This is a genomic window from Gammaproteobacteria bacterium (assembly GCA_029881255.1).
Lineage (GTDB): Bacteria > Pseudomonadota > Gammaproteobacteria > S012-40 > S012-40 > JAOUMY01.
Genome location: JAOUMY010000008.1, coordinates 12,078 through 34,753, shown reverse-complemented (window position 1 = coordinate 34,753; position 22,676 = coordinate 12,078). Strand labels below are relative to the sequence as shown.

General features: G+C 48.1%; 20 protein-coding genes. 16 read left to right on the top strand and 4 right to left on the bottom strand.

The window, feature by feature from the left end; genetic code table 11:
- Positions 1-19 precede the first annotated feature (19 nt).
- The 8 genes from grpE (at position 20) to greA (ending at position 10,212) form a co-directional block, all read left to right on the top strand.
- The gene (grpE, locus tag OEZ43_14720; GenBank protein MDH5546843.1) at positions 20-613 is read left to right on the top strand and encodes a nucleotide exchange factor GrpE; all 594 of its coding nucleotides are present in this window, start codon (positions 20-22) and stop codon (positions 611-613) included.
- 96 nt (positions 614-709) lie between these two features.
- The gene (gene dnaK / locus OEZ43_14715) at positions 710-2,629 is read left to right on the top strand and encodes a molecular chaperone DnaK (GenBank protein ID MDH5546842.1); all 1,920 of its coding nucleotides are present in this window, start codon (positions 710-712) and stop codon (positions 2,627-2,629) included.
- A 93-nt stretch (positions 2,630-2,722) separates the two neighbouring features.
- Positions 2,723-3,850, top strand: coding sequence for a molecular chaperone DnaJ (dnaJ, locus tag OEZ43_14710; protein MDH5546841.1), 1,128 nt, complete (start codon positions 2,723-2,725; stop codon positions 3,848-3,850).
- Between the two features lie 11 nt (positions 3,851-3,861).
- Positions 3,862-4,383, top strand: coding sequence for a DsrE family protein (locus OEZ43_14705; protein MDH5546840.1), 522 nt, complete (start codon positions 3,862-3,864; stop codon positions 4,381-4,383).
- 23 nt (positions 4,384-4,406) lie between these two features.
- The gene (gene dapB, locus OEZ43_14700; protein ID MDH5546839.1) at positions 4,407-5,210 is read left to right on the top strand and encodes a 4-hydroxy-tetrahydrodipicolinate reductase; all 804 of its coding nucleotides are present in this window, start codon (positions 4,407-4,409) and stop codon (positions 5,208-5,210) included.
- A gap of 154 nt (positions 5,211-5,364) precedes the next feature.
- On the top strand, positions 5,365-6,498 hold the full coding sequence (gene carA / locus OEZ43_14695; protein MDH5546838.1) for a glutamine-hydrolyzing carbamoyl-phosphate synthase small subunit: 1,134 nt from the start codon (positions 5,365-5,367) through the stop codon (positions 6,496-6,498).
- Between the two features lie 19 nt (positions 6,499-6,517).
- Positions 6,518-9,739: a carbamoyl-phosphate synthase large subunit gene (gene carB, locus OEZ43_14690; protein ID MDH5546837.1), complete on the top strand. Its 3,222-nt coding sequence runs from the start codon at positions 6,518-6,520 to the stop codon at positions 9,737-9,739.
- Positions 9,736-10,212, top strand: coding sequence for a transcription elongation factor GreA (greA, locus tag OEZ43_14685; protein MDH5546836.1), 477 nt, complete (start codon positions 9,736-9,738; stop codon positions 10,210-10,212). Before carB ends, greA begins: the two co-directional genes overlap by 4 nt.
- 89 nt (positions 10,213-10,301) lie before the next feature.
- Here greA and OEZ43_14680 read toward each other — a convergent pair whose 3' ends face one another.
- The gene (locus OEZ43_14680; GenBank protein MDH5546835.1) at positions 10,302-12,101 is read right to left on the bottom strand and encodes a long-chain fatty acid--CoA ligase; all 1,800 of its coding nucleotides are present in this window, start codon (positions 12,099-12,101) and stop codon (positions 10,302-10,304) included.
- Between the two features lie 255 nt (positions 12,102-12,356).
- On the opposite strand from OEZ43_14680, the gene OEZ43_14675 reads away from it, so the two are divergent.
- From OEZ43_14675 to OEZ43_14665, 3 genes are read left to right on the top strand one after another with little or no spacing between them, the layout of a single operon-like run.
- The gene (locus tag OEZ43_14675; GenBank protein MDH5546834.1) at positions 12,357-14,900 is read left to right on the top strand and encodes an efflux RND transporter periplasmic adaptor subunit; all 2,544 of its coding nucleotides are present in this window, start codon (positions 12,357-12,359) and stop codon (positions 14,898-14,900) included.
- Between the two features lie 8 nt (positions 14,901-14,908).
- Positions 14,909-15,580, top strand: coding sequence for an ABC transporter ATP-binding protein (locus tag OEZ43_14670; protein MDH5546833.1), 672 nt, complete (start codon positions 14,909-14,911; stop codon positions 15,578-15,580).
- Positions 15,580-16,827, top strand: coding sequence for an ABC transporter permease (locus OEZ43_14665; protein MDH5546832.1), 1,248 nt, complete (start codon positions 15,580-15,582; stop codon positions 16,825-16,827). The genes OEZ43_14670 and OEZ43_14665 overlap by 1 nt, the downstream gene beginning before the upstream one ends.
- Positions 16,828-16,834: 7 nt before the next feature.
- Here the strand turns inward: OEZ43_14665 and OEZ43_14660 are convergent, their stop codons facing one another.
- The 3 genes from OEZ43_14660 to OEZ43_14650 form a co-directional block, all read right to left on the bottom strand.
- On the bottom strand, positions 16,835-17,509 hold the full coding sequence (locus tag OEZ43_14660; protein ID MDH5546831.1) for a hypothetical protein: 675 nt from the start codon (positions 17,507-17,509) through the stop codon (positions 16,835-16,837).
- 121 nt (positions 17,510-17,630) lie between these two features.
- Positions 17,631-18,170, bottom strand: a complete 540-nt coding sequence (locus OEZ43_14655) for a DUF2062 domain-containing protein (GenBank protein ID MDH5546830.1) — start codon at positions 18,168-18,170, stop codon at positions 17,631-17,633.
- Positions 18,171-18,177: 7 nt separating this feature from the next.
- Positions 18,178-18,732, bottom strand: a complete 555-nt coding sequence (locus OEZ43_14650) for a Smr/MutS family protein (protein ID MDH5546829.1) — start codon at positions 18,730-18,732, stop codon at positions 18,178-18,180.
- A 139-nt stretch (positions 18,733-18,871) separates the two neighbouring features.
- Here OEZ43_14650 and surE point away from each other — a divergent pair, with 139 nt between their 5' ends.
- From surE to rpoS, 5 genes are read left to right on the top strand one after another with little or no spacing between them, the layout of a single operon-like run.
- Complete coding sequence (gene surE, locus OEZ43_14645) at positions 18,872-19,627, top strand: 5'/3'-nucleotidase SurE (GenBank protein MDH5546828.1); 756 nt, start codon at positions 18,872-18,874, stop codon at positions 19,625-19,627.
- Positions 19,624-20,283 carry a protein-L-isoaspartate(D-aspartate) O-methyltransferase gene (locus tag OEZ43_14640; protein MDH5546827.1) on the top strand — a complete coding sequence of 220 codons (660 nt, stop codon included), beginning with the start codon at positions 19,624-19,626 and terminating at the stop codon, positions 20,281-20,283. Before surE ends, OEZ43_14640 begins: the two co-directional genes overlap by 4 nt.
- Positions 20,283-20,855 (top strand): DedA family protein, encoded by a 573-nt coding sequence (locus tag OEZ43_14635; protein ID MDH5546826.1) that lies wholly within the window; start codon positions 20,283-20,285, stop codon positions 20,853-20,855. The genes OEZ43_14640 and OEZ43_14635 overlap by 1 nt, the downstream gene beginning before the upstream one ends.
- Positions 20,856-20,880: 25 nt before the next feature.
- The gene (locus OEZ43_14630) at positions 20,881-21,660 is read left to right on the top strand and encodes a peptidoglycan DD-metalloendopeptidase family protein (protein ID MDH5546825.1); all 780 of its coding nucleotides are present in this window, start codon (positions 20,881-20,883) and stop codon (positions 21,658-21,660) included.
- A gap of 18 nt (positions 21,661-21,678) precedes the next feature.
- Positions 21,679-22,644: an RNA polymerase sigma factor RpoS gene (rpoS, locus tag OEZ43_14625; GenBank protein ID MDH5546824.1), complete on the top strand. Its 966-nt coding sequence runs from the start codon at positions 21,679-21,681 to the stop codon at positions 22,642-22,644.
- Positions 22,645-22,676 lie beyond the last annotated feature (32 nt).

The window sequence follows — 22,676 nt, the reverse complement described above, 5'->3', positions numbered from 1 at the left end:
ACCTTGAGTGGAGAGCTAAATGACTGATATGAAAGAAGAAATGGCCAATCCAGAGGCTGAGGTGGACGAACAGGAGGCCGTTTCCCCACAAGGCGAGGACACCCTTGCATCTCTTAAGGAGGCTTTGGCTGCGGCAGAGGCCAAGGCGCAGGAAAATTGGGACCTTGCCTTACGCACCAAAGCAGAGGCGGAAAACATCAAGCGTCGTGCAGAAAAAGATGTTAGTAATGCACATCGCTATGCCCTGGAAAAATTTGTAAATGAACTGGTCCCCGTAATCGACAGTATGGAGCTGGGTTTGGCAGTCTTCCAGGGGAACGAGGTAGATGCCACAAAGATTCGCGAGGGTTCAGAGCTCACCTTAAAAATGCTTGCGTCTGCAGTAGAGAAATTTGGCGTCGAACAGATGAATCCCCAGGGCGAAAAATTTAATCCCGAATTTCATCAGGCGATGACCATGCAGGAAAGTACGGAGCAAGAACCTAATACCGTATTAACCGTAATTCAGAAGGGATATACCTTGCACGGTCGCTTGGTCAGGCCGGCTATGGTCGTGGTATCAAAAGCGGCTAATCCACCCCAAACAGGTGGCAATATCGACGAACAGGCCTGAGTCTACAGGCGTAATGCAGTGCAGGGCTTGAATTAGTATTGGATAGCCCCACATACGCTAACAATAACGAATTGATTTACTTTTAGGAGAACTTTAATGGGCAGAATCATAGGTATAGACCTTGGCACCACCAACTCCTGTGTGGCTGTTATGGAAGCGGGCGGAAAGCCTCGCGTAATAGAAAATTCCGAGGGTGATCGCACAACACCGTCTATTGTAGCCTTCACCGAAGATGGCGAAGTCATTGTCGGCCAACCGGCCAAGCGTCAGGCGGTAACTAACCCGACTGAGACATTTTTTGCGGTCAAGCGACTCATTGGCCGTCGTTTCGACGAGGACATCGTACAAAAAGACATTCATCTGGTGCCTTACAAAATCGTCAAGGCCGATAACGGTGATGCATGGGTTGAGGCGCGTGGCAAAAAAATGGCTGCGCCTGAAATCTCTGCGCGCGTATTGATGAAGATGAAGAAGACTGCTGAAGAATTCCTCGGTGAGCCGGTTACCGAAGCAGTTATCACTGTTCCTGCTTATTTTAACGACTCTCAGCGTCAGGCTACCAAAGACGCGGGCAAGATTGCCGGTCTGGAAGTCAAGCGTATCATCAATGAGCCTACTGCTGCGGCGCTGGCCTATGGTATGGACAAGGGTAAGGGCGATCGCAAGATTGCGGTATACGATCTTGGTGGCGGAACCTTCGACGTATCCATTATCGAAATTGCCGAAGTCGATGGCGATCACCAGTTCGAAGTACTGGCGACTAACGGCGATACTTTCCTCGGTGGTGAAGATTTCGACACGCGTCTGATCGATTACCTGGCAGACGAATTCAAGAAGGAATCTGGTATCGATTTGCATCGTGATCCGCTTGCGCTGCAACGTCTGAAAGAAGCGGCAGAAAAGGCCAAGATCGAGCTGTCTTCCACACAGCAAACTGAAGTGAATCTGCCCTATATTACCGCCGATGCATCAGGTCCAAAACACCTTAACATCAAGGTGACACGTGCCAAGCTGGAATCCCTGGTTGATGAATTGATCAGACGCACTATCGATCCTTGTAAGGTTGCCTTGAAAGACGCTGGTCTTTCGACCTCTGAAATCGACGACGTTATTCTTGTCGGTGGCCAGACTCGTATGCCTAAGGTACAAGAGGCGGTTAAGAACTATTTCGGTAAAGAGCCGCGCAAAGATGTAAACCCTGACGAAGCGGTAGCGGTTGGTGCAGCGATCCAGGGTGGTGTACTTGGTGGTGATGTTAAAGACGTATTGTTGCTTGACGTAACGCCACTGTCTCTTGGTATCGAGACTATGGGTGGAGTTATGACCAAGTTGATCGACAAGAACACGACCATACCTACCAAGGCATCGCAGGTGTTCTCAACTGCTGATGACAATCAAACAGCCGTAACCGTACATGTACTGCAGGGTGAACGTGAGCAGGCGGCAGGTAATAAGTCACTGGGTCGTTTCGACCTCCAGGACATACCACCAGCACCACGCGGTGTGCCGCAAATCGAAGTCAGCTTCGACATCGATGCCAACGGTATTTTGAATGTGTCTGCGAAGGACAAGGCGACTGGAAAAGAACAGTCTATCGTGATCAAGGCTTCTAGCGGTTTGTCTGATGAAGAAGTCGAAAAGATGATCAAGGATGCGGAATTGCATGCGGACGAGGACAAGAAGTTCCAGGAATTGGTCACCGCACGCAATACGGCCGACAATATGATACACGCGGTCGAGAAGTCGATGAAGGATCTTGGTGACGAGGTTACTCAAGACGAAAAGACCAAAATCAACACGGCTATCGAAGATCTGAAGAAGGCAATGAAGAGCGATGATAAGGCGGACATCGAAGCCAAGACGGCCAAATTGACCGAGGCTTCTGGCGAGATGGCGCAGCGCGCTTATGCCAAACAATCGGGTGATGGCGCGGCGGATGCAGCGGCAGAAGCCACGAACAGTTCAGCTGATGACGTCGTTGATGCCGAGTTCGAAGAAGTAAAGGACGATAAGTAATCGTCCCCGCGCCCGGCAACGGGAATGCATAGAAGTCAGGCGCGTATATACGCGCCTGCTTTTTAGGTAAAACACAAAATGGTAACAAGCTCAATGTCAAAGCGCGATTACTACGAAGTCTTAGGTGTTAGCAAAAACGCCAGTAAGGACGAACTGAAAAAGGCCTATCGAGCCAAGGCAATGAAGTTTCATCCGGATCGTAATCCGGGCGACGCTGAGGCCGAGGAAAAATTCAAAGAGGCCAAAGAAGCCTACGATGTGCTCAACGACGAGCAAAAACGCGCGGCCTATGACCAATTTGGTCACGCAGGTGTTGACCCTTCTGCGCGCGGTTTTGGCGGCGGCGGAGGAGCTCAGGGCGGTTTCAGCGATATTTTTGGTGATATCTTTGGCGATATCTTCGGTGGCGGTCGTGGCGGTGGTGGTCAGCGAGTCAATCGTGGCGCGGATCTCAGGTATAACCTGGATATTTCTCTGGAAGACGCTGTACGTGGTACCACGGTAAAGATCCGTGTCCCAACCTATGTCAAATGTAATACCTGTAATGGCAGTGGCGCCAAGAAAGGTAGCACGCCTGTTACTTGTTCAACATGTGGTGGTCATGGCCAGGTGCGCATGCAGCAGGGCTTTTTCTCGATACAACAGACCTGTCCGCAATGCCATGGTAGTGGTCAGATGATAAAAGACCCCTGCGGCAGTTGTCACGGTCATGGTCGAGTTCAGGAGCACAAAACGCTCTCGGCAAAGATTCCCTCCGGCGTGGATACCGGTGATCGCATTCGCCTCGGCGGTGAAGGTGAAGCAGGTGAAAACGGTGGCCCTGCCGGTGATCTGTATATTCACATCAACGTCAAAGAACATCCAATTTTTGTACGTGAGAATGAAAACCTGTATTGTGATATGCCAGTGAGTTTTGTCACAGCTGCTTTGGGCGGTGAGCTAGAAGTGCCTACACTTGATGGAAAAGTAAAATTGCGGGTGCCACCAGAGACACAAACAGGTAAATTGTTTCGACTTCGTGGCAAAGGGGTAAAACCCGTGCGTGGGAATGTGACTGGCGATTTGTTCTGTCGAGTAAACGTTGAGACCCCGGTTAATTTGTCTAACGAACAAAAAGATTTATTACGTTCGTTTGAGGACACTCTTAATGGCGGCAAGCACAACCCGCAACACAAATCCTGGCTGGATAAAGTAAAAGAATTCTTTGATGATCTGACCTGACGGAGCAGGGCATGAAAAATTGGTTTCGAAAATTGCGTAATAGCGATCCAGATGTTAGCCGACGCAAAACATTAGGAGCACTTGCCGCAGGTGGTGGTTTGCTGGCGATGGGCATGGGCAAAGCCCACGCAGAAAAAGTCGAGCTTGAAGAATTGAAATTCCCTGGTGATGAGGCGGATTACAAAGTCGTCTATCAATTTAACAAGTCCGATCCTGATTATCATAACCATGTGTTGTTTTCCGTGGGTGCGGTATTGCGCAAGTATGGCGATAATGTGCGCATTGTGGTGACCTGTTTTGGCCCAGGCCTACATATACTGGCGAAAAAGCCGGGGCGACCTGTAACAGATGAAATTAAGCAGCGGGTTAAAAGCCTCAGCGCCTATGGTGTAGAGTTTCACGCTTGTGGAAACACCATGAAATCACTCAAATGGACAGAAAAAGATCTCTATGAATTCGCAACCATCGTTGAAGTGGGGGCGAGCGATCTTATCGAATTACAGGCTGACGGCTATTCCTACATAAGCTGGTAGCGTCGCAAATCTGGGGAAAAATCATGATCAACGTAGCTGTTACTGGCGCCGGTGGGCGCATGGGACGGAATTTAATAGAAGCCATCAATGAAGCGGTAGGTGTGCGTGTTAGTGCCGCCATTGAGCGTCCCGGCAGCCCCTTGCTGGGGATGGATGTCGGTGACTTGATCGGTAGCGGCAAGGCAGGTGTACAGTTAGTCGACAGCGTAAAGAGCGTGGTCGATCAATTTGACGTATTGATTGATTTCACGACTATTGAAAATACCTTGGGCAATGTGGAGTTGTGCGCGGCCAATGGCAAAAAAGTCGTTATTGGCACCACCGGATTTAATGAAGAGCAGAAGGCCAGAATCAAACAGGCCTCGGAATCAACAGGTATTGTGTTTGCGCCGAATATGAGTGTTGGCGTAAATCTCTGTCTGAAGCTGCTCGACATCGCTGCCAGAGTAATGGGTGATGATGTCGATATCGAGATTATCGAAGCCCATCATCGCCATAAGGTCGACGCGCCATCGGGTACAGCGCTACGCATGGGCGAAGTGGTAGCCGATGCCTTAGGGCGTGATCTGAAAACCTGTGCAGTATATGGCAGAGAGGGTCACACCGGTGCACGCGACCGCAAGACGATTGGTTTTGAGACTATCCGCGCCGGCGACATCGTTGGTGAACACACGGTCATGTTTGCAGGAATCGGCGAACGAGTAGAAATCACCCATAAGGCATCTAGTCGCATGACATTCGCCAAGGGCGCGGCCCGCGCGGCGCAATGGATCATGAGTCACGACACAGGTCTCTTCGATATGCAGGATGTGCTCGGCCTGGCCTAAGGCCGGGTCTTCGAGAAACCTGTTTTCACCATAGACACTTAGGGTCATCTCGAGTAAAATTCCACCCCATTATTCCGAACGCATAGTATTCTCGGCGGGAGCGCTCGACAGGGTTGCTCCCGCTTTTTGCACGTCTGTCTCTTGGAGGTTTTACTTGAGAAAACCGGCGCTTTTAGCCCTTGAAGACGGCACCGTATTCCGTGGCGAATCCATTGGTGCCGATGGCGAGACCGTTGGTGAGGTGGTTTTCAACACTTCGCTAACTGGGTATCAGGAAATCCTTTCCGACCCCTCTTATGCCCGTCAAATCGTTACGCTGACTTATCCACATATAGGCAATGTCGGCTGTAACAAAGAAGATCAGGAATCAAAGTCACTTCATGCCGCTGGCCTGATTATTCGCGAATTGTCACCTATCGTCAGCAACTGGCGCTCACAAGAATCTCTCGAAGATTATCTGCGTCGACACAATACCGTGGCGATTGCAGGTATCGACACGCGTAAGTTGACGCGCATATTGAGAGAGAAGGGCGCACAAAACGGCTGTATTATCGTCGGTGACAATGTGGACGATATGGCAGCTATTGAAAAGGCCAAAGGCTTCCCTGGTTTGAAGGGGATGGATTTGGCTCAAGTCGTTACCACACGTGAGCAATATGATTGGAACGAAGGTATCTGGTCACTTGAGAACGGCTATAGCAAGGACAATGTTGGTCGCTTTCATGTGGTGGCTTATGATTACGGCGTAAAACACAACATTCTGCGCCTGCTCGTTGATCGTGGCTGCCGTTTGACTGTTGTATCTGCAAAGACACCCGCTGCTGAAGTCTTGAAACTCAAGCCCGATGGCGTGTTTCTATCCAATGGTCCGGGTGATCCCGAGCCGTGCGATTATGCAATCAAGGCCATTGCCGAGATTTTGGATGCCAATATTCCCGTGTTTGGTATTTGTCTCGGCCATCAGTTACTGGCTCTAGCCAGCGGCGCTAAAACGATCAAGATGAAATTTGGTCACCACGGTGCCAACCATCCAGTGCAGGATCTCAGCAGTGGACAGGTACTGATAACCAGCCAGAACCATGGTTTTGCCGTGGATGAATCCAGTCTGCCATCGTGTCTCGAAGCCACGCATGTATCACTATTTGATAAAACATTGCAGGGTATTCGACGCACAGATAAGGATGCCTTTAGCTTCCAGGGGCATCCGGAGGCAAGCCCAGGTCCGCGTGACGTGGAATATTTATTCGACCAGTTTGTCGACACTTTAGAAAAACGCGCAGCTCAGTAAAAGGTTTTAGAAACGTCTTATGCCAAAACGTAGCGACATAAAAAGCATTCTGATTATCGGCGCAGGACCCATTGTCATTGGCCAGGCCTGTGAATTTGACTACTCCGGCGCACAGGCATGTAAGGCACTGCGTGAAGAAGGTTATCGCGTCATACTGATCAACTCCAATCCGGCTACCATAATGACTGACCCGGAAATGGCAGACGCGACCTATATCGAACCGGTACATTGGCGCACGGTTGAAAAGATCATTGAAAAAGAGCGCCCCGATGCTCTGTTACCCACTATGGGCGGCCAGACAGCACTTAATTGCGCGCTGGATCTTGATCGTGAAGGTGTGCTTCAGAAATACGGTGTTGAATTAATCGGTGCCTCCAAGGATGCTATCGACAAGGCCGAGGATCGCGAGCGTTTTCGCCAGGCCATGACTAAGATTGGTCTTGGAACGCCGCGTTCCGGTATTGCGCATAGCCTGGTCGAAGCCGAGCAGGTTCAGGCCATGGTCGGTTACCCTGCTATTATTCGTCCTTCATTTACGCTAGGTGGTAGTGGTGGTGGTATTGCCTATAATCGCGACGAGTTCATCGAAATTTGTACTCGAGGTCTGGACTTATCTCCCACCAATGAGTTGCTGATCGAAGAGTCTGTACTGGGTTGGAAAGAATATGAGATGGAGGTGGTACGTGACCACAAGGACAACTGCATCATCGTCTGTTCCATCGAAAATCTTGATCCTATGGGCGTACACACCGGTGATTCCATCACAGTCGCGCCGGCACAGACCCTGACAGATAAAGAATATCAAATCATGCGCGACGCTTCTCTCGCAGTATTGCGTGAGATCGGTGTCGATACCGGCGGTTCCAATGTGCAGTTCGCCATTTGTCCGGAAGATGGGCGTATGATCGTTATAGAGATGAACCCACGAGTTTCGCGTTCATCTGCATTGGCCTCTAAGGCAACAGGATTTCCAATTGCCAAGATCGCGGCAAAACTCGCTGTTGGTTATACCCTGGATGAATTGATGAACGACATCACCGGGGGTAAAACGCCGGCCTCGTTTGAACCGAGTATAGACTACGTCGTTACCAAGATTCCTCGTTTCACGTTTGAGAAATTTCCCAAGGCCGATTCTCGTTTGACTACCCAGATGAAATCGGTGGGCGAAGTCATGGCTATGGGACGCAGTTTTCAGGAGTCGCTGCAAAAAGCTTTGCGTGGCTTGGAAACAGGCGCAGATGGTCTGAATGAAATGATTAAGGAAATCGACGAAGATGCGCTAGATGTGATTCGTCGAGAAGTGTCTGAACCACGTGCCCATCGTTTGTTCTATGTTGGCGATGCATTCCGCGCAGGTATGAGTGTGGAAGATGTTTTCAATCTATCCAAGATTGATCCGTGGTTTTTGATTCAGATAAAAGAACTGATCGACATCGAACAGGAAATCAAAGGCAAATCGTTGGACAAGATTTCCGCCGATCGACTGCGTCTGCTTAAGCGTAAGGGGTTCTCTGATCGTCGACTGGCCAGTTTGCTCGGAACCCATGAAAACACCATCAGAGAATTTCGACACAAGAACGGTGTACGTCCGGTGTTCAAACGCGTAGATTCCTGCGCGGCAGAGTTTGCTACCTCAACAGCCTATATGTATTCCACTTATGAAGATGAGTGCGAATCACTACCGACAGACAAACAAAAAATTATGGTGCTCGGTGGCGGACCTAACCGTATAGGTCAGGGCATCGAATTCGATTATTGTTGCGTACATGCGGCACTGGCGATGCGTGAAGATGGATACGAAACCATCATGGTCAACTGTAATCCGGAGACGGTTTCGACCGATTATGATACATCTGATCGATTGTACTTTGAGCCGCTGACACTCGAAGATGTGCTTGAGGTTGTCGCGAAGGAAAAGCCTAAAGGCGTAATTGTCCAATACGGTGGACAAACGCCGCTGAAACTGGCGCGTGCTTTGGAAAAAGCCGGAGTACCTATAATTGGAACCTCACCTGACGCCATCGATATGGCCGAGGACCGGGAGCGTTTCCAGAAAATGGTCGACAAGTTGAAACTGTTGCAACCACCTAATGCAACCGCTCGCACAGAAGAAAATGCAATTGTTTTAGCCGCTGAGATTGGATATCCACTGGTTGTGCGACCATCGTATGTACTTGGTGGACGAGCGATGGAGATTGTCTATGGCGAGGACGATTTGAAGCGTTATATGCATGAAGCCGTTTCGGTTTCCAATGATTCACCGGTATTGCTCGATCGTTTTCTCGATGATGCTGTGGAAGTCGATGTTGACGCCATTTGTGACGGCGACGATGTGTTTATCGGCGGTATCATGGAGCATATCGAACAGGCAGGTGTGCATTCAGGTGACTCTGCTTGTTCATTGCCACCGTACTCTTTGCCTCAGGAAATTCAGGCTCGCATCAAAGATCAGGTACGTGCTATGGCTAAGGAGCTTGGCGTAATCGGGTTGATGAATACGCAGTTTGCGGTCAAAGGTGAAGATATTTACATTATCGAAGTAAACCCTCGCGCGTCGCGTACTGTGCCTTTTGTGTCGAAGGCTATTGGTCTTCCTCTGGCAAAGATTGCGGCGCGTACGATGGCTGGGCAGTCGCTAAAACGCCAAGGTGTTGAGCGGGAGATCATCCCGGAATATTTTTCGGTTAAGGAAGCGGTATTCCCTTTCGTGAAGTTCCCTGGCGTTGATCCAATTTTGGGTCCGGAAATGAAGTCCACAGGTGAAGTTATGGGTGTTGGTCGTGATTTTGGTGAAGCGTTTGCGAAATCGCAATTAGGGGCAGGGGTATTGCTGCCGCAGAAGGGGCGTGCATTCATCAGCGTTCGCGACGGTGATAAAGTACGTGCTGTTAAGATTGCGAAAGAACTCGTCAAACTGGGATTCGCAATCTCTGCAACAGATGGTACTTCCGCGGCACTTAACGAGGCGGGTATTGAAAACCAGCGTGTAAATAAAGTTTCGCAGGGACGTCCTCATTCTGTAGATATGATAATCAATAACGAAATTCAATTTGTTATAAACACGGCACAAACCAAGCAATCGATTGCTGATTCCTTTGATATGCGTCGTGCCTCGCTTCAAAATAAGGTTTCGTACACGACAACAATTGCGGGAGCGGAAGCCACAACCAAGGCGCTCGCTAATTTGGAAAAAACCTCTGTTATAAGCGTACAGGAGTTACACAAGGAGTTGGCACAATGAATAAGTTTCCTCTTACCGTTGAAGGTGCAGACAAACTACGCGAAGAACTAAAGCATCTTAAAACTGTGGAACGTCCACGTGTTGTTCAGGCAATCGCGGATGCGCGTGAACACGGGGATTTAAAGGAAAATGCCGAGTATCACGCAGCGCGTGAACAACAGGGATTTATCGAAGGGCGTATACAGGAAATCGAAGGTAAATTGTCCAATGCGCAAATTATTGATGTGAAGCAACTCAATGCCGGAGGCAAAATCGTTTTCGGCACAACTGTCGACTTGCTTGATGTGTCTACGGACCAGGAAGTGACATATCGAATTGTTGGCGATGATGAGGCTGATATTAAGTCTGGCATGATCTCAGTCAATGCACCTATTGCTCGTGCCTTAATCGGCAAGGAAGAGGGCGACGAAGTGGAAGTGAAAACGCCCGGTGGTTTAAAGGAATACGAAATCGTTGCAGTAAAATATATCTAAGCATCCCTACAGAAAATCAAAAAACCGCGTTAGTTGCCTATCGCGGTTTTTTTTCATCTTATATTTTTTCGATCTGTTTAGGTGATGGTTTAGTGCCCAGAATACATTGCAGCGATTTCCTGAGCAAAACGTTCGCTAATAACTTTTCGGTTCATTTTCAGGCTGGCTGTCAATAGGAAATTCTGGTCGCTCCAGACTTCGTCAGATAAAGTGATTTGATGTATTTGCGCGTACCCTGGAAATTCAGACATGCGCTCATCCACGCGTTTCTTGATTTCCTTTAGCAAAGTCTTGTCTTTTAAAACACCTGACGTAGTGGCGGATAAGCCCAATGATTCTGCATATGCTGGCCAGGCTTCGGGGTTTAAAACGATGATGGCGGACAAATAGGGTTTACCTTCACCAATTACCATGGCCTGCTCAAATAAGGGGTCTAGCGTGATCGCCATCTCGATATCGACAGGTGGAATCTTTTCACCGTTAGACATGACCATGATTTCTTTCAGACGCCCGGTAATATAAATGTGGTTGCTTTCGTCGATGCGTGCCAAATCGCCAGTGCGCAACCAGCCGTCCTCAGTAAATGTCTCTTTAGTAGCGTCTTCACGCTTCCAGTATCCCATCATTACGCATTCGCTTGAGGTTTGTAGCTCGCCATCTTTGGACAAGCGTACCTTTACCCCATGCAGGGCTTGTCCAATACTGTGGGGGATGTTGCTGTCCATTTTATTTACACTGATTACCGGGCTAGACTCAGTTAGTCCATATCCTTGCAGGATTTGTATACCCAAACCAATAAAGGTCTCAGCAATTTCCTTGGGTAGTGGGGCCCCACCACTAATGGCGAAACGTAATCGGCCACCGAGTTTTTCAGCTATTTTTGAAGCCACCAGCTTATTCAACAGAGGCCACAATACTTGCCTTAGTGAACGCGAACCACGACCTTGTTCGGCGAGAAACTTTTCCCAGCCGACAGAGATTGCCATGGCAAAGAGTTTTTGCGCGACAGGAGATTTTTCCTGCAAACCGGTTTTAATCTTTCCGTATACTCTCTCGAAAATGCGCGGAACTGATATCAACACCGTTGGTTTGATACTCAGTAAATCCTCGGCCAATTCTGGAATAGAACGACAATAGGCGACCGAAGCGCCACAAAGCATAGGCAAATAATATCCAACAGTCCGTTCGAGCGTGTGCGACAGAGGAAGAAAAGATAAGAACAGGTCTTCCTTGTAAACGTCCACAGAATGGACGCCGAAAAAGGCGTTTTTGATAATGTTATCGTGGCTCAACATTACCCCTTTCGGGCGACCGGTGGTGCCTGAGGTATACACTATCGTCGCCAACTCTTTGCTGCTGACCTTAACAGGTGCTAGCGAGGGAAGGCCGTTAGCCTTCTTCAGCCACTCAGATTTGTGCGTTACTTCGGGGTCGTTCACCGGCTGAGAGCTAATGAATACAGGTGTATTTTCAAAGTCGTTTTTTGCCGCACGAATGGTATCCCATTGAAGCGGTCCCCAGAAAAACAGGACGCGAATTTCAGACTCATTGACGATATGGCTGACATTGTCCGGTCGGTCGTTGGGGTATAAGGGGACACTGACGAGCCCGGCCCGTGCCGCCGCCTGCTCGAAGAACACCCATTCCGGGCCATTGGGAAGCATGACGCCTACACGTTCGCCTATGTTGAGTTGAAGTTGGGAAAGCGCCGTGGCCCAGTGAGTTACAATGTCCACGACTTGCGCCCAGGTATATTCCTTCCAGCACTGGTCGGTGCTATCAAAATATTTATAAGCGACTGAATTTGTAGAGCGTTTTGCGCGCTCTAGTAGAAGTCCGTGGAGGTTTGTCGCGCTTTCTGGCGAGATTTTGTCCAAAGTCCATGTCATGGTGTCATCTACCCCTGATTAACGCCCCTGTCCTAGGCAGGCAGCATATTATTGATCGTCAAATAGACTGCAAAATTTACTTTTTTTATTGAGCATCCCTCTTAAATCGAAGTCTAAAGTATTGATTTAAATAGTCGATAAAGCAAGGGGTTTATCCGACTCTATAATAACTGGGGATTCCGGAGGGAGTGTGCAAGAATTGCACACGTATCCACATCGCTCAGAAAGTATATAGCGAAGAAAGCAATTTATTAGATGACAGAGCAGACGGCGAAACACACACAGGCAAAACACATATGCTATGTCGACGATAGTCGCACATCCGCATTCGTAACGCGACGCATGTTAGAAAAACGTGGATATCTGGTCGAACATTTCTCTGGAGCGGATGTGGCGCTTGAGTCGGTGTTGAACAAGAACTTCGACTTGTTGATTACCGATCTGATGATCACTACGGACGGAGACGGCGTCAATGGTGATGATTTGATTCGCTTGATTCGTCTATGTGGCCATCCAGTGAAATCCCGCATTCCTATCATTGTTGTGACCGGGGCAGCAGATCAGAAAACGGCTGACAAGCTGATCGAAATAGGCGCTAATCGCGTTCTGACTAAGCCGCTCGATGAGGACATTTTGGGTGATGCGATTGAGAGAGTCTTTGTTGATTCTTCACATACCGTAAGTAAAACAGAAAAAAGTACGCCGGTTGTATTTCGTTCACTTAAGGATCAATTGTCTACTCAGATCGACAAACAACAAGATGCCATGATACCCACGTTAAGCGTGGAAGCTGATATTCCCGTCAAAGGGGCAAAAAGCGATAATGGTATGGATATCGTTGAGCCATTGGTTAATCCCGAAATTAGTACAAAATTTACCTCGCGAGAAATACAACCAATAAACAGTCAGGTTGATATTCCATTGGTGGATGATTTGCATCTCACGGAAATTCCACTCGTCGATGCGCCGGCTGAAAATTCCAATAGCGTACCGATACCGACTATGGACTTAGCCGGGGAACCTGAACAATTGCCCCAGCAACCGGAAACGAGAATTCAGAGAGACAGAATCTCCGCCGCTTCGCTAGAGGCAGGCCGACGGGAAAACGAGACGAAAGCTGATGTACAAAAAACACCGCCGCTTAGTACTCCTACGGAAAGTGAACCGAAACGACAGGGAAGGGCAGTTTTTTCTACTCCAGATGAAGTTGCATCTGCTGCTCCTAATCGACGCCAACAAAATAATGTTTCCCAGGCAATCATAGATCAATATCGCGTAGACGATTTGAGTCTCAAGCCGTTAGGCAATGAAAAGACGCCTCAATCTGGCGGAAAGCCAGTAAATCCCGAGCCTGTCGTGCCCAAGTTTCGAAATCCCGAGCACACTAATCCCTTTATGGACGAAATTGAAGCCCTGTTTCGGGAAGAAGAGGCGGAAGAACAAGCTGAACGTTCAAATAATTTGAATACAATAGAGATTTCGAGTCCACAACTGGTCGAAAAAAAGAAAGAAAAGAAAACTCCAAAAAAGAAAACAGTCGACAGCAGCGAAGACATACCTGGCAGTGAACCGGAATGGCTAAAGGATAAACTCGGCGAGCAAACGGAACAGAAGCGAGAAAAAAATCCGTTAATGGATTTGCTCAGCGCATTAGACAAAGACGATGGTGGAAGTAAAAAGTCATTTTCATTCAAGACACCGTCGTTGCCATTTAGTCTGCATATCAGTCCCAGATTTCGTAATTATCTCCTGGCCATACTAGCAGCCGTTCTGATTTTACCGGCATTGATGTATACCGCCTCACAACAAAAACAGGTGCAGGTCGGTTTTGTCGCAGTTGAAACACAGGCGTTACACGAGTCAGTTATGGTTTCCGGTCGTGTGATAAGCCGTAAGAAGATTAATGTGACATCGTTTTTTCCGGGACAAATCGACAAGGTCAGAGTAAGGGAGGGTCAGTCGGTAAATAAAGGACTTGTGCTGGCGGAACTGGATTCAAGGGAAGCCCGTAGCCGAGTCAATCAAGCCGAAGCAAAATTGATTAGTAATCGAGAAAAAGTTTCTTTGGCGCAAAAAACCCTGGAAAGATTACAAAGAGCACTTGAAAAAGGTGCCGTATCGCGACAAATGGTCGAAGATGCTGAAACCGACTGGAAAACGGAGAGCGCCCGTCAGTCATTGGTAGAGGAAGAATTAAACGAAGCCAAGCTACAAGTAGAAAGACATGCTATCGTAGCACCCTTCGACGGAATGGTTGCTTCACTTGAAGCTCAGGAAGGACAATGGTTGGCACCGCCTGAGCCATTGTTAACGCTGGTAGATGTCAGTAATACTGAAGCAGAGTTGCGTGTCGACGCCGCCGATAGCGCGGGACTCGTGCAGGGTCAACAAGTGGAGATGAGTAGTGATGCCTATCCTGGTAGAACCTGGATGGAAAAAATCATTCGCATTTCTGGAACGACAGAAACTCGCAATAGTGGTAATTTTGTTAGTGTGCATGTTTCATTGGGTAGCGAGGCACCGGATCTAAAGGTCGGCCAACAGGTAGATGCAGCTATTTATACGGCATCTAATAATCGAGCCCTGGTGGTTCCGATTGAGGCTATTCTACAAGTTGATGGACAACCACACGTAACCGTGTCGCTAAATGATCGTGTGCATTTTGTACCAGTCAAGACCGGGATTCAAAGTTTGTCACATATCGAAATTGTACAGGGCGTATCCATTGGGCAACGCGTGTTATTACCAGGCAATAAACAATTGGAAGAAGGACAGAAAATTAGCCTGCCTCAACCCTAGGTTGTTTGATGATTGAGCTACGAGATCTGAGTAAGGAATACCAGATTGCACGTAAACGAATCACTGTACTCGACAGGATAAGTCTGTCGATTTCAAGCGGTGATTATATTGCAGTTACCGGCCCTTCTGGAGCGGGAAAATCAACGCTGATGTCGATTATCGGTTGTCTCGATAAACCTACCAGCGGTGAATATCGACTCGATCACCAGTCTATATACAATGACAACGAAGATGAGCTCGCCCGTATTCGGCGCGAGAATTTTGGTTTTGTCTTTCAGTCTTATAATCTCATTCCACGTATGACAATATTGCAAAACGTGCAACTTCCCATGATATACGCGGGAATCTCTGACGAGGTTCGTCGTAAACGTGGATACGCGGCACTTAATGCTGTTGGCTTGGGAGGATACGAACAACGGCATCCTGGACAACTATCCGGTGGACAACAACAACGGGCGGCCATAGCGCGTGCTCTGGTAAACAATCCTCCCGTCATCATTGCCGATGAACCAACGGGGAGTCTGGACAAAGGAACTGCGAACGACATCATCGAGTTATTTGACATGATGAATAAGGGCGGGAAAACCATTCTATATGTTACGCATGATCCCGATCTAGTCAGGCACGCTAGCCGTGTGTTGTTTATAGACAAGGGAAAATTACACGAGGTCAGTAATTAGTGGCGGCGTCGCACGTATCACTACATGCGTTTCAGCAGGCCTGGATCGCCTTGATGGAGCGAAAGACGCAGACCTGGCTAAGTATTTTGGGTGTCTGTGTTGGTGTCGCCGCGGTGATTTGTTTGAGCATGATTGCCGAAAACGGTAGGCGGCAGATTTTTGCTGAATTCGAAACCTATGGTTTGAACACCATCTGGATTTATCGCCATTGGGAAGATCAGGTTCCAGGATCAACGACTCGACAGGGCAGTGGCATTAACAATGAACACTTCGAGCTTTTGGCCAAAGGCTGCTGCCCGTCAATTGAGCGCGCCTCTCCGACCGTCTATCTCAGCGATTGGAAACGGCAGTTGCAATACGCAAACAGTTTTACCAAAAGTGCCGTGCAGGGAGTAGGGGAGGATTTTCTTTCTCTCAATCGAGATAAAATTATTGCCGGTAGAGGCTTCCATCGCCGTGATATTACTTCCCGTCACATGGCTGCTGTAATCGGTCCCAAGACTGCAGAGCAATTGTTTGGTAGTGCAACTGGCGCAATAGGAAGACACCTGCGTGTAGACGGGCATCGTTATAACGTGATTGGCGTGTTGGCGAATAAGGATCGTTCTATTCTCGAAGCACTGGGTGCCACTCAGGGCTACGATATTAATAACCGAATGCTGGTACCGTATACCAGCTATCAAAGCATACTTGGATCGAAAGACATCCATACCTTATTGGTTGAGGCGAAAAGCGAAAAGCTCATACATCAAGCCGTAAACGAAGTTACAAATATGTTGATGCGTTCCACGGGCAATCGTTTTCAATACCAGTCGGAGACTATGGAGGGGTGGATTGGGACCGCGGAAGAAATACTCGGTGTTGTCACTTTAATTGGTATTTCGGCGGCAATGATTTCACTACTGGTTGGTGGAATCGGCATTTTCAATACGATGTCGACATCGGTTACTGAACGGACGCGAGAAATTGGAATTCGCAAGGCCATAGGTGCTCGCAATTCAGATATATTGCGACAGTTTTTGTTTGAGTCGCTGGTGGTAGGTAGTTTGGGTTCCTTGCTTGGGCTGTTTACATCGGCATTATTTGCCCTTGCCGTGTATGTATTGGTGGGTTTGCTCTTTATACCTTCTTGGATTTATGTGGTCATGTCTATGGTGTTGGCAATTGGCATAGCAACAATTGCCGGTTTAAGACCCGCAAGACGAGCGTCACATATGTTGCCTGCCGACGCGCTGCGATTTGACTGAGACAAAACTATTCGGTAACTGGCGTTTCTTCAAGCTTAATATTCGTCGTTCTCAGCATCACTAATACATCTATGCGCATACTTGTCGATTCATTGCTGAACGTCCCCAGCATATAACGTTGCACGATGCCCAGGGGAGGATAGACCCACAAGTTTTCTGAGACACTGAAGAAAGAACTTTCGTTCTCATTGTTGATGTTGATTTCCAGGCGCTGAGTGAAACGGTGGGATTCGATATTGGCGTACGGAGTCTCTGCCGTTTCCACGGAGTCATAGGTTGTTGACCAGAAAATATTTCCAGACACGCTGCATTGTGTTGTTTGACAACTCATGAGACTGAGATTGTCGCCGAGAATATCGCTATCGGGATGGATGGCAGCGAGCGATAACCAAGTCGCACCATATTCACCTGTGTTATCGTTGCGTACCCAGTAAGTCTTACTGTGACTACGTATCGCTAACAATACCAATTCGCCAGCCTCGTTCTGGTATAACAGCCGGTTGCTTGGAATGCCGGGAATCGAAACATCCCATGCTTCATTGATATAACCGATGTCCGTGACTTCGACGGGAATGTTTTCTATGGTGTCATCCGCCAGCCATCGTATTCGGCCGTCTTTTACCTGAATATTTTTTGCGCCTTCAAAGACACTGGATGAACTATCTAAAAGAGAAAAATCCATGCTCTCGCCTATAGAGGGAGTATGTAGCAAGGAATTATCTGTAAGATAAAGATTCGGTTTAGGTTTAGTGTCGCATGCCGTAACCAGCAGGCAGAACGATACCCACAGAAGAACAGCAAAGTTATTCTTTATTGCCATTTTGTGCGGCGAGACGACGCTGTTTCCGATTTGCCCAGCTTTTTACCACGATGTAACGCCAGAACAATCGTGCACCGAAATAGGAGCTTATTGAACTGATTACTCCCATAATGAAACAACCGAGTAGAAAGGGTTCCCAGATGCGCAACAATTCTGTTTTGAGCCATTCATATGTCAGTTCGAAATCGATAGCCTGAACAGGGGTATCCAGCGCGTAAGCACCGACAAGATAACAGAAATAGAATATCGGCGGCATTGTTATCGGATTGGTAATCCAGACCAACGCCACTGAAAGCGGTAGATTGACTTTGAATATTAAGGCCCCGGCCGCAGAGATGAGCATTTGAAAGGGAACGGGAATAAAAGCCGAAAACATTCCCAGCGCGAAGGCGCCGCTGAAACTTTTGCGATTAAGGTGCCACATGTTAGGTTCGAAAAGAATATCGCCAAAGATACCTAATCCTTTGGCTTGTCGTAGTTTGTCTGGCGTGGGTAAGTAGCGTCTAATCAGTCTTCTTGGCATACATCGCCTATGATTCAATAATCTTTTTTAAAAGTATGTTTACTGCCCCGGTACCGCCCTGAGTGGAGGGTGTACTTGCAAAGGCGAGTACAGCCTTGTGTTCCTGTAACCAGAATTTAACAGCACCTTTCAATACACCGGTTCCCTGTTCAGAGCGATAGCCTTTGCCGTGAATAACTCGAACACAGCGTAGACCTTGTTGTTGGCAATGAAGAATGAACGCTTGGAGCATTCTTCCCGCGTCGCTTTTTCTCATGCCATGTAAGTCGATGACTTCTTCCGCCGCGATCTGGCCGCGCTTCAGTTTACGCAGCAGAGTCTGCTGTAAACCGCCTCGATGAAAAAACAAGGAATCTTCGAGACCGACGGACTCCTCCATTTCTGGCATAGGAAGCGCTACGTCAAATTCGCCACTATCTTCAGGAATTGGTTGGCGTCGTTTGCGGCGGACTGAGTGTACCACTTTATTGGTGGTTTCAAGACGCCTGACATCTTTCATCGCCTCCAGAAATATCGACCTGTCCTCTTCCGGGTTAACCCCTTTTTGCTTTTTTTTACGCATTGTCTCTTGGGTCGGTAATCTGGCATAGAAGTATAAGGTTTATTTCCGCGAGAAGGCAAAAAAAACCGTCGTGACAACACGATACCGGTGAAACAGCTTTCGCGATATACTTGCCCGATACGACTTCAGGCCAATTATCATGCACATACTTCTTAGTAACGATGACGGTTATCTGGCTCCAGGGATCAGGCATTTGAAAACCGCGCTATCGGTATTTGGGCAGGTCACAGTCGTTGCGCCTGACCGTAACCGCAGCGCGGCGAGTAGCTCTCTAACCCTATTAAACCCAATACGCGCGATCCCGGTAGAGGAAAATGTGCTCAAGGTGGATGGTACCCCTACTGATTGTGTTCATTTAGCCGTGACAGGATTACTATCCGAGGAACCAGATATGGTGGTTTCAGGTATCAATCATGGCGCGAACCTGGGAGATGATGTTATTTATTCCGGGACCGTGGCCGCAGCGATTGAAGGGCGATTTTTTGGTTATCCAGCACTGGCTGTTTCTCTCGTTGACGCGGTGCATGGACATTTCGAGACTGCTTCGGCGGTGGTCAATCAAGTGATTCGTCGATTGATTGATCATCCTTTGCCACCAGAAACGATACTGAATATCAACGTCCCTGACCTGCCACTTTCACAACTCAAAGGGATTAAAGCCACACGTCTGGGTAATCGCCACAAGTCTGAGCCGGTCATCAAAGCGGAAGATCCTCGCGGTATGCCAATCTATTGGATTGGACCGGCGGGTCCAAAACAAGATGCGGGGCCGGGTACTGATTTTCATGCTGTGGAAAACGGTTATGCTTCTATAACGCCGATTAAAATCGATCTTACCCGCCACGAATTAATAAAAGAACTGGATAGTTGGATCCAGGAAATTGAGGTGAAATGAATACGCGAGTAAACGGTATTGGTATGACGTCGCAAAGGACGCGTGAACGTCTCGTTGCCCGGCTCCGAGAGCAGGGCATCATGGATGAGCGGGTACTAGATGTTATGCGTACTACGCCGCGCCATCTCTTCGTGGATGAAGCCTTGGCTAGCCGCGCGTATGAGGATACCGCCTTGCCGATTGGATTCGGTCAGACCATTTCTCAACCGTTTACCGTGGCGCGTATGACCGAAGCCTTGATATCGGGACTTAAGCCAACAAAGGTGCTGGAGATAGGCACCGGTTCTGGTTATCAAACTGCGGTTTTGGCGCAGTTAGTTGAAACAGTTTACACTGTAGAGCGTATTCATGGTCTGCAAATCCGCGCGCGCAAAGTGTTGCGGGAATTGCATCTACACAACATTCATTACAAGTATGATGATGGCAATATGGGGTGGACGGAACAGGCGCCATTCGATGCTATTATCGTGACTGCCGCACCGCGGGATATTCCGGATACACTTTTGCATCAACTCGCCGTAGGTGGACGCATGTTGATTCCATCAGGTGAATCTGGAAAGCAGGTGTTACGCATGGTTGTAAAAACACAGGATGGATACGAACAATCCATACTTGAGAATGTCCAGTTTGTTCCTATGTTAGGCGGCCGGGTCTAGTGGCATTGTTTTCCCGTCTCTATGATATGGCGCTACGCTGGGCCCATCATAAGCACGCAAGTTGGTATCTTGGTGGACTGAGCTTCGCCGAGTCATCCTTTTTTCCAGTGCCACCTGACGTTATGTTGGCACCTATGTGTCTTGCAGATAATAGCAAGGCCTGGCGCTATGCGATGCTGACAACAGTAACGTCCACCGCAGGTGGTCTGTTTGGATACGCCATCGGAATGATGGGCTTTGGACTTGTTGAGCCTTATATACACCAGTTCGGTTATTGGGAAAGCTTTCAAGCCGCACAAAGACTTTTTGCGGAATGGGGGATATGGGTGGTGTTTATCGCGGGTTTTTCTCCCATACCCTACAAACTTTTCACAATCGCGGCAGGTGTGACCGGAATGGCGATCGTACCATTTTTGCTTGCATCATTCGTTGGACGCGGCGCGCGATTTTTTATCGTCGCTGGTGTTATTAAATGGGGTGGGCCAAAGATGGAACAGGCGTTGAGAAAATATATCGAATATTTGGGATGGTTGCTGGTGATGTTGCTGGCAATCGCTTTGATATTTCGATAAGGACATGTAAACGTTTGCAAAACGGATGAATCGGTTCTGGCGAAAACGCTTTTCAGTCGTATTTAAGACACTGTGTCTATCGTTCTTGGTCTCTTGTGGTTCATTTGTCCATCACCAGGTTAGACCGGGTGAAACTTTATACTCCATTGGATGGAAATATAATGTCGATTTTCGCATGTTGGCGGAATGGAATGACATTGAATCACCTTATGTAATACATGAAGGGCAATGGATACGAGTGGTACCGCCGTTACAGGAAGAGCGTCCTGCGGAGCCACCACCAGGACCAAATGACATCGCACGCTTAAAAAAACGTCTAACAAAAAAAGAAGACAACACGCAACAACGTCCTTCAACAAGCGGTACGATTGAAAATACACCGGAAAATACCGCACAAAGCCCAAGTGATGTCCGGGAAGAATCTGGAATAAACTGGATATGGCCAACTAACGGGCAACTGATTAAGCGCTTTTCAGTTAATGAACTGGGTAAAAAAGGTATCGATATCGCTGGTGAGTTAGGCCAGGATATTTTCGCTTCGGCGAATGGAAAAGTAGTTTATAGTGGAAGTGGGATAATTGGGCTTGGCAACCTGGTCATCATCAAACATAATAAGACCTATCTTAGTGCTTACGCCCATAATCAAAAACTCCTTGTCAAAGAAGGCGAGACAGTACAACAAGGGCAGATAATAGCCAAAATGGGAGATACGGGAACGGAACGTATTTTGCTGCATTTTGAAATAAGAAAAAACGGCAAACCGGTCAATCCATTGCACTACTTGACGGAAAATAACAATCCGTAAACTTTGGAGGGAGTCACAATGAGCCGAGATGAAGATCTTGATATCTCCATCGACGACGACATAGTGATCGAAGATGAGTCGGATGAGATAGAGGTTGAGGAAGAAGTTGATACTTCCGAAACGAAAACCTACGCCAGTCGCCTTTCCGATGGTCAACTTGATGCCACGCGCCTGTATCTGAACGAAATCGGATACTCACCATTACTTACCGCAGAAGAAGAAGTTTACTATGCACGCCGTGCGCAAAAAGGCGAGGAAGCGGCGCGTAAGAAAATGATCGAATGTAATTTGCGATTAGTGGTAAAAATCGCAAGACGTTATATGAATCGCGGTCTCGCTTTCCTGGATTTAATCGAAGAAGGCAATCTTGGTCTGATACACGCGGTTGAGAAATTTGATCCTGAACGCGGATTTCGTTTTTCAACCTATGCCACATGGTGGATACGTCAGACTATTGAGCGTGCGTTAATGAATCAAACGCGCACCATTCGTTTACCCATACATGTCGTGAAAGAACTGAATGCTTATCTGAGAGCTTCACGACATTTTACTCAGGCCCTGGATCGCGAGCCTACCCATGAGGAAATCGCCAAACAAATGGAAAGGCCAGTCGAGGATGTCAAACGCATACTTGGCTTGCAGGAAAGTGTTAGCTCAGTCGATTCACCGATTGGCAAAGACTCTGATCGTGTCATTCTTGACGCTATTCCAGACGAAAACAACAGCGACCCTGCCAATGTTTTACAAGATGAAGATCTCAATCGACACCTTGGATTGTGGCTAAGTCAGCTCAATGATAAGCAACGACGAGTCGTTGAAGGGCGATTTGGTTTAAATGGTAGTCAAATGTCTACGCTGGAAGAGGTTGGAATACAAATCGGCGTGACACGCGAACGAGTTCGACAAATCCAGGTTGAGGCTTTGTGCAAACTCAAGGAGATCATGGAGAAGGAAGGGTTCTCCGCCGAGGCGGTTTTCCGCTAAACTTTCCCTGTTGGTAATTTGTCTGAATTGAA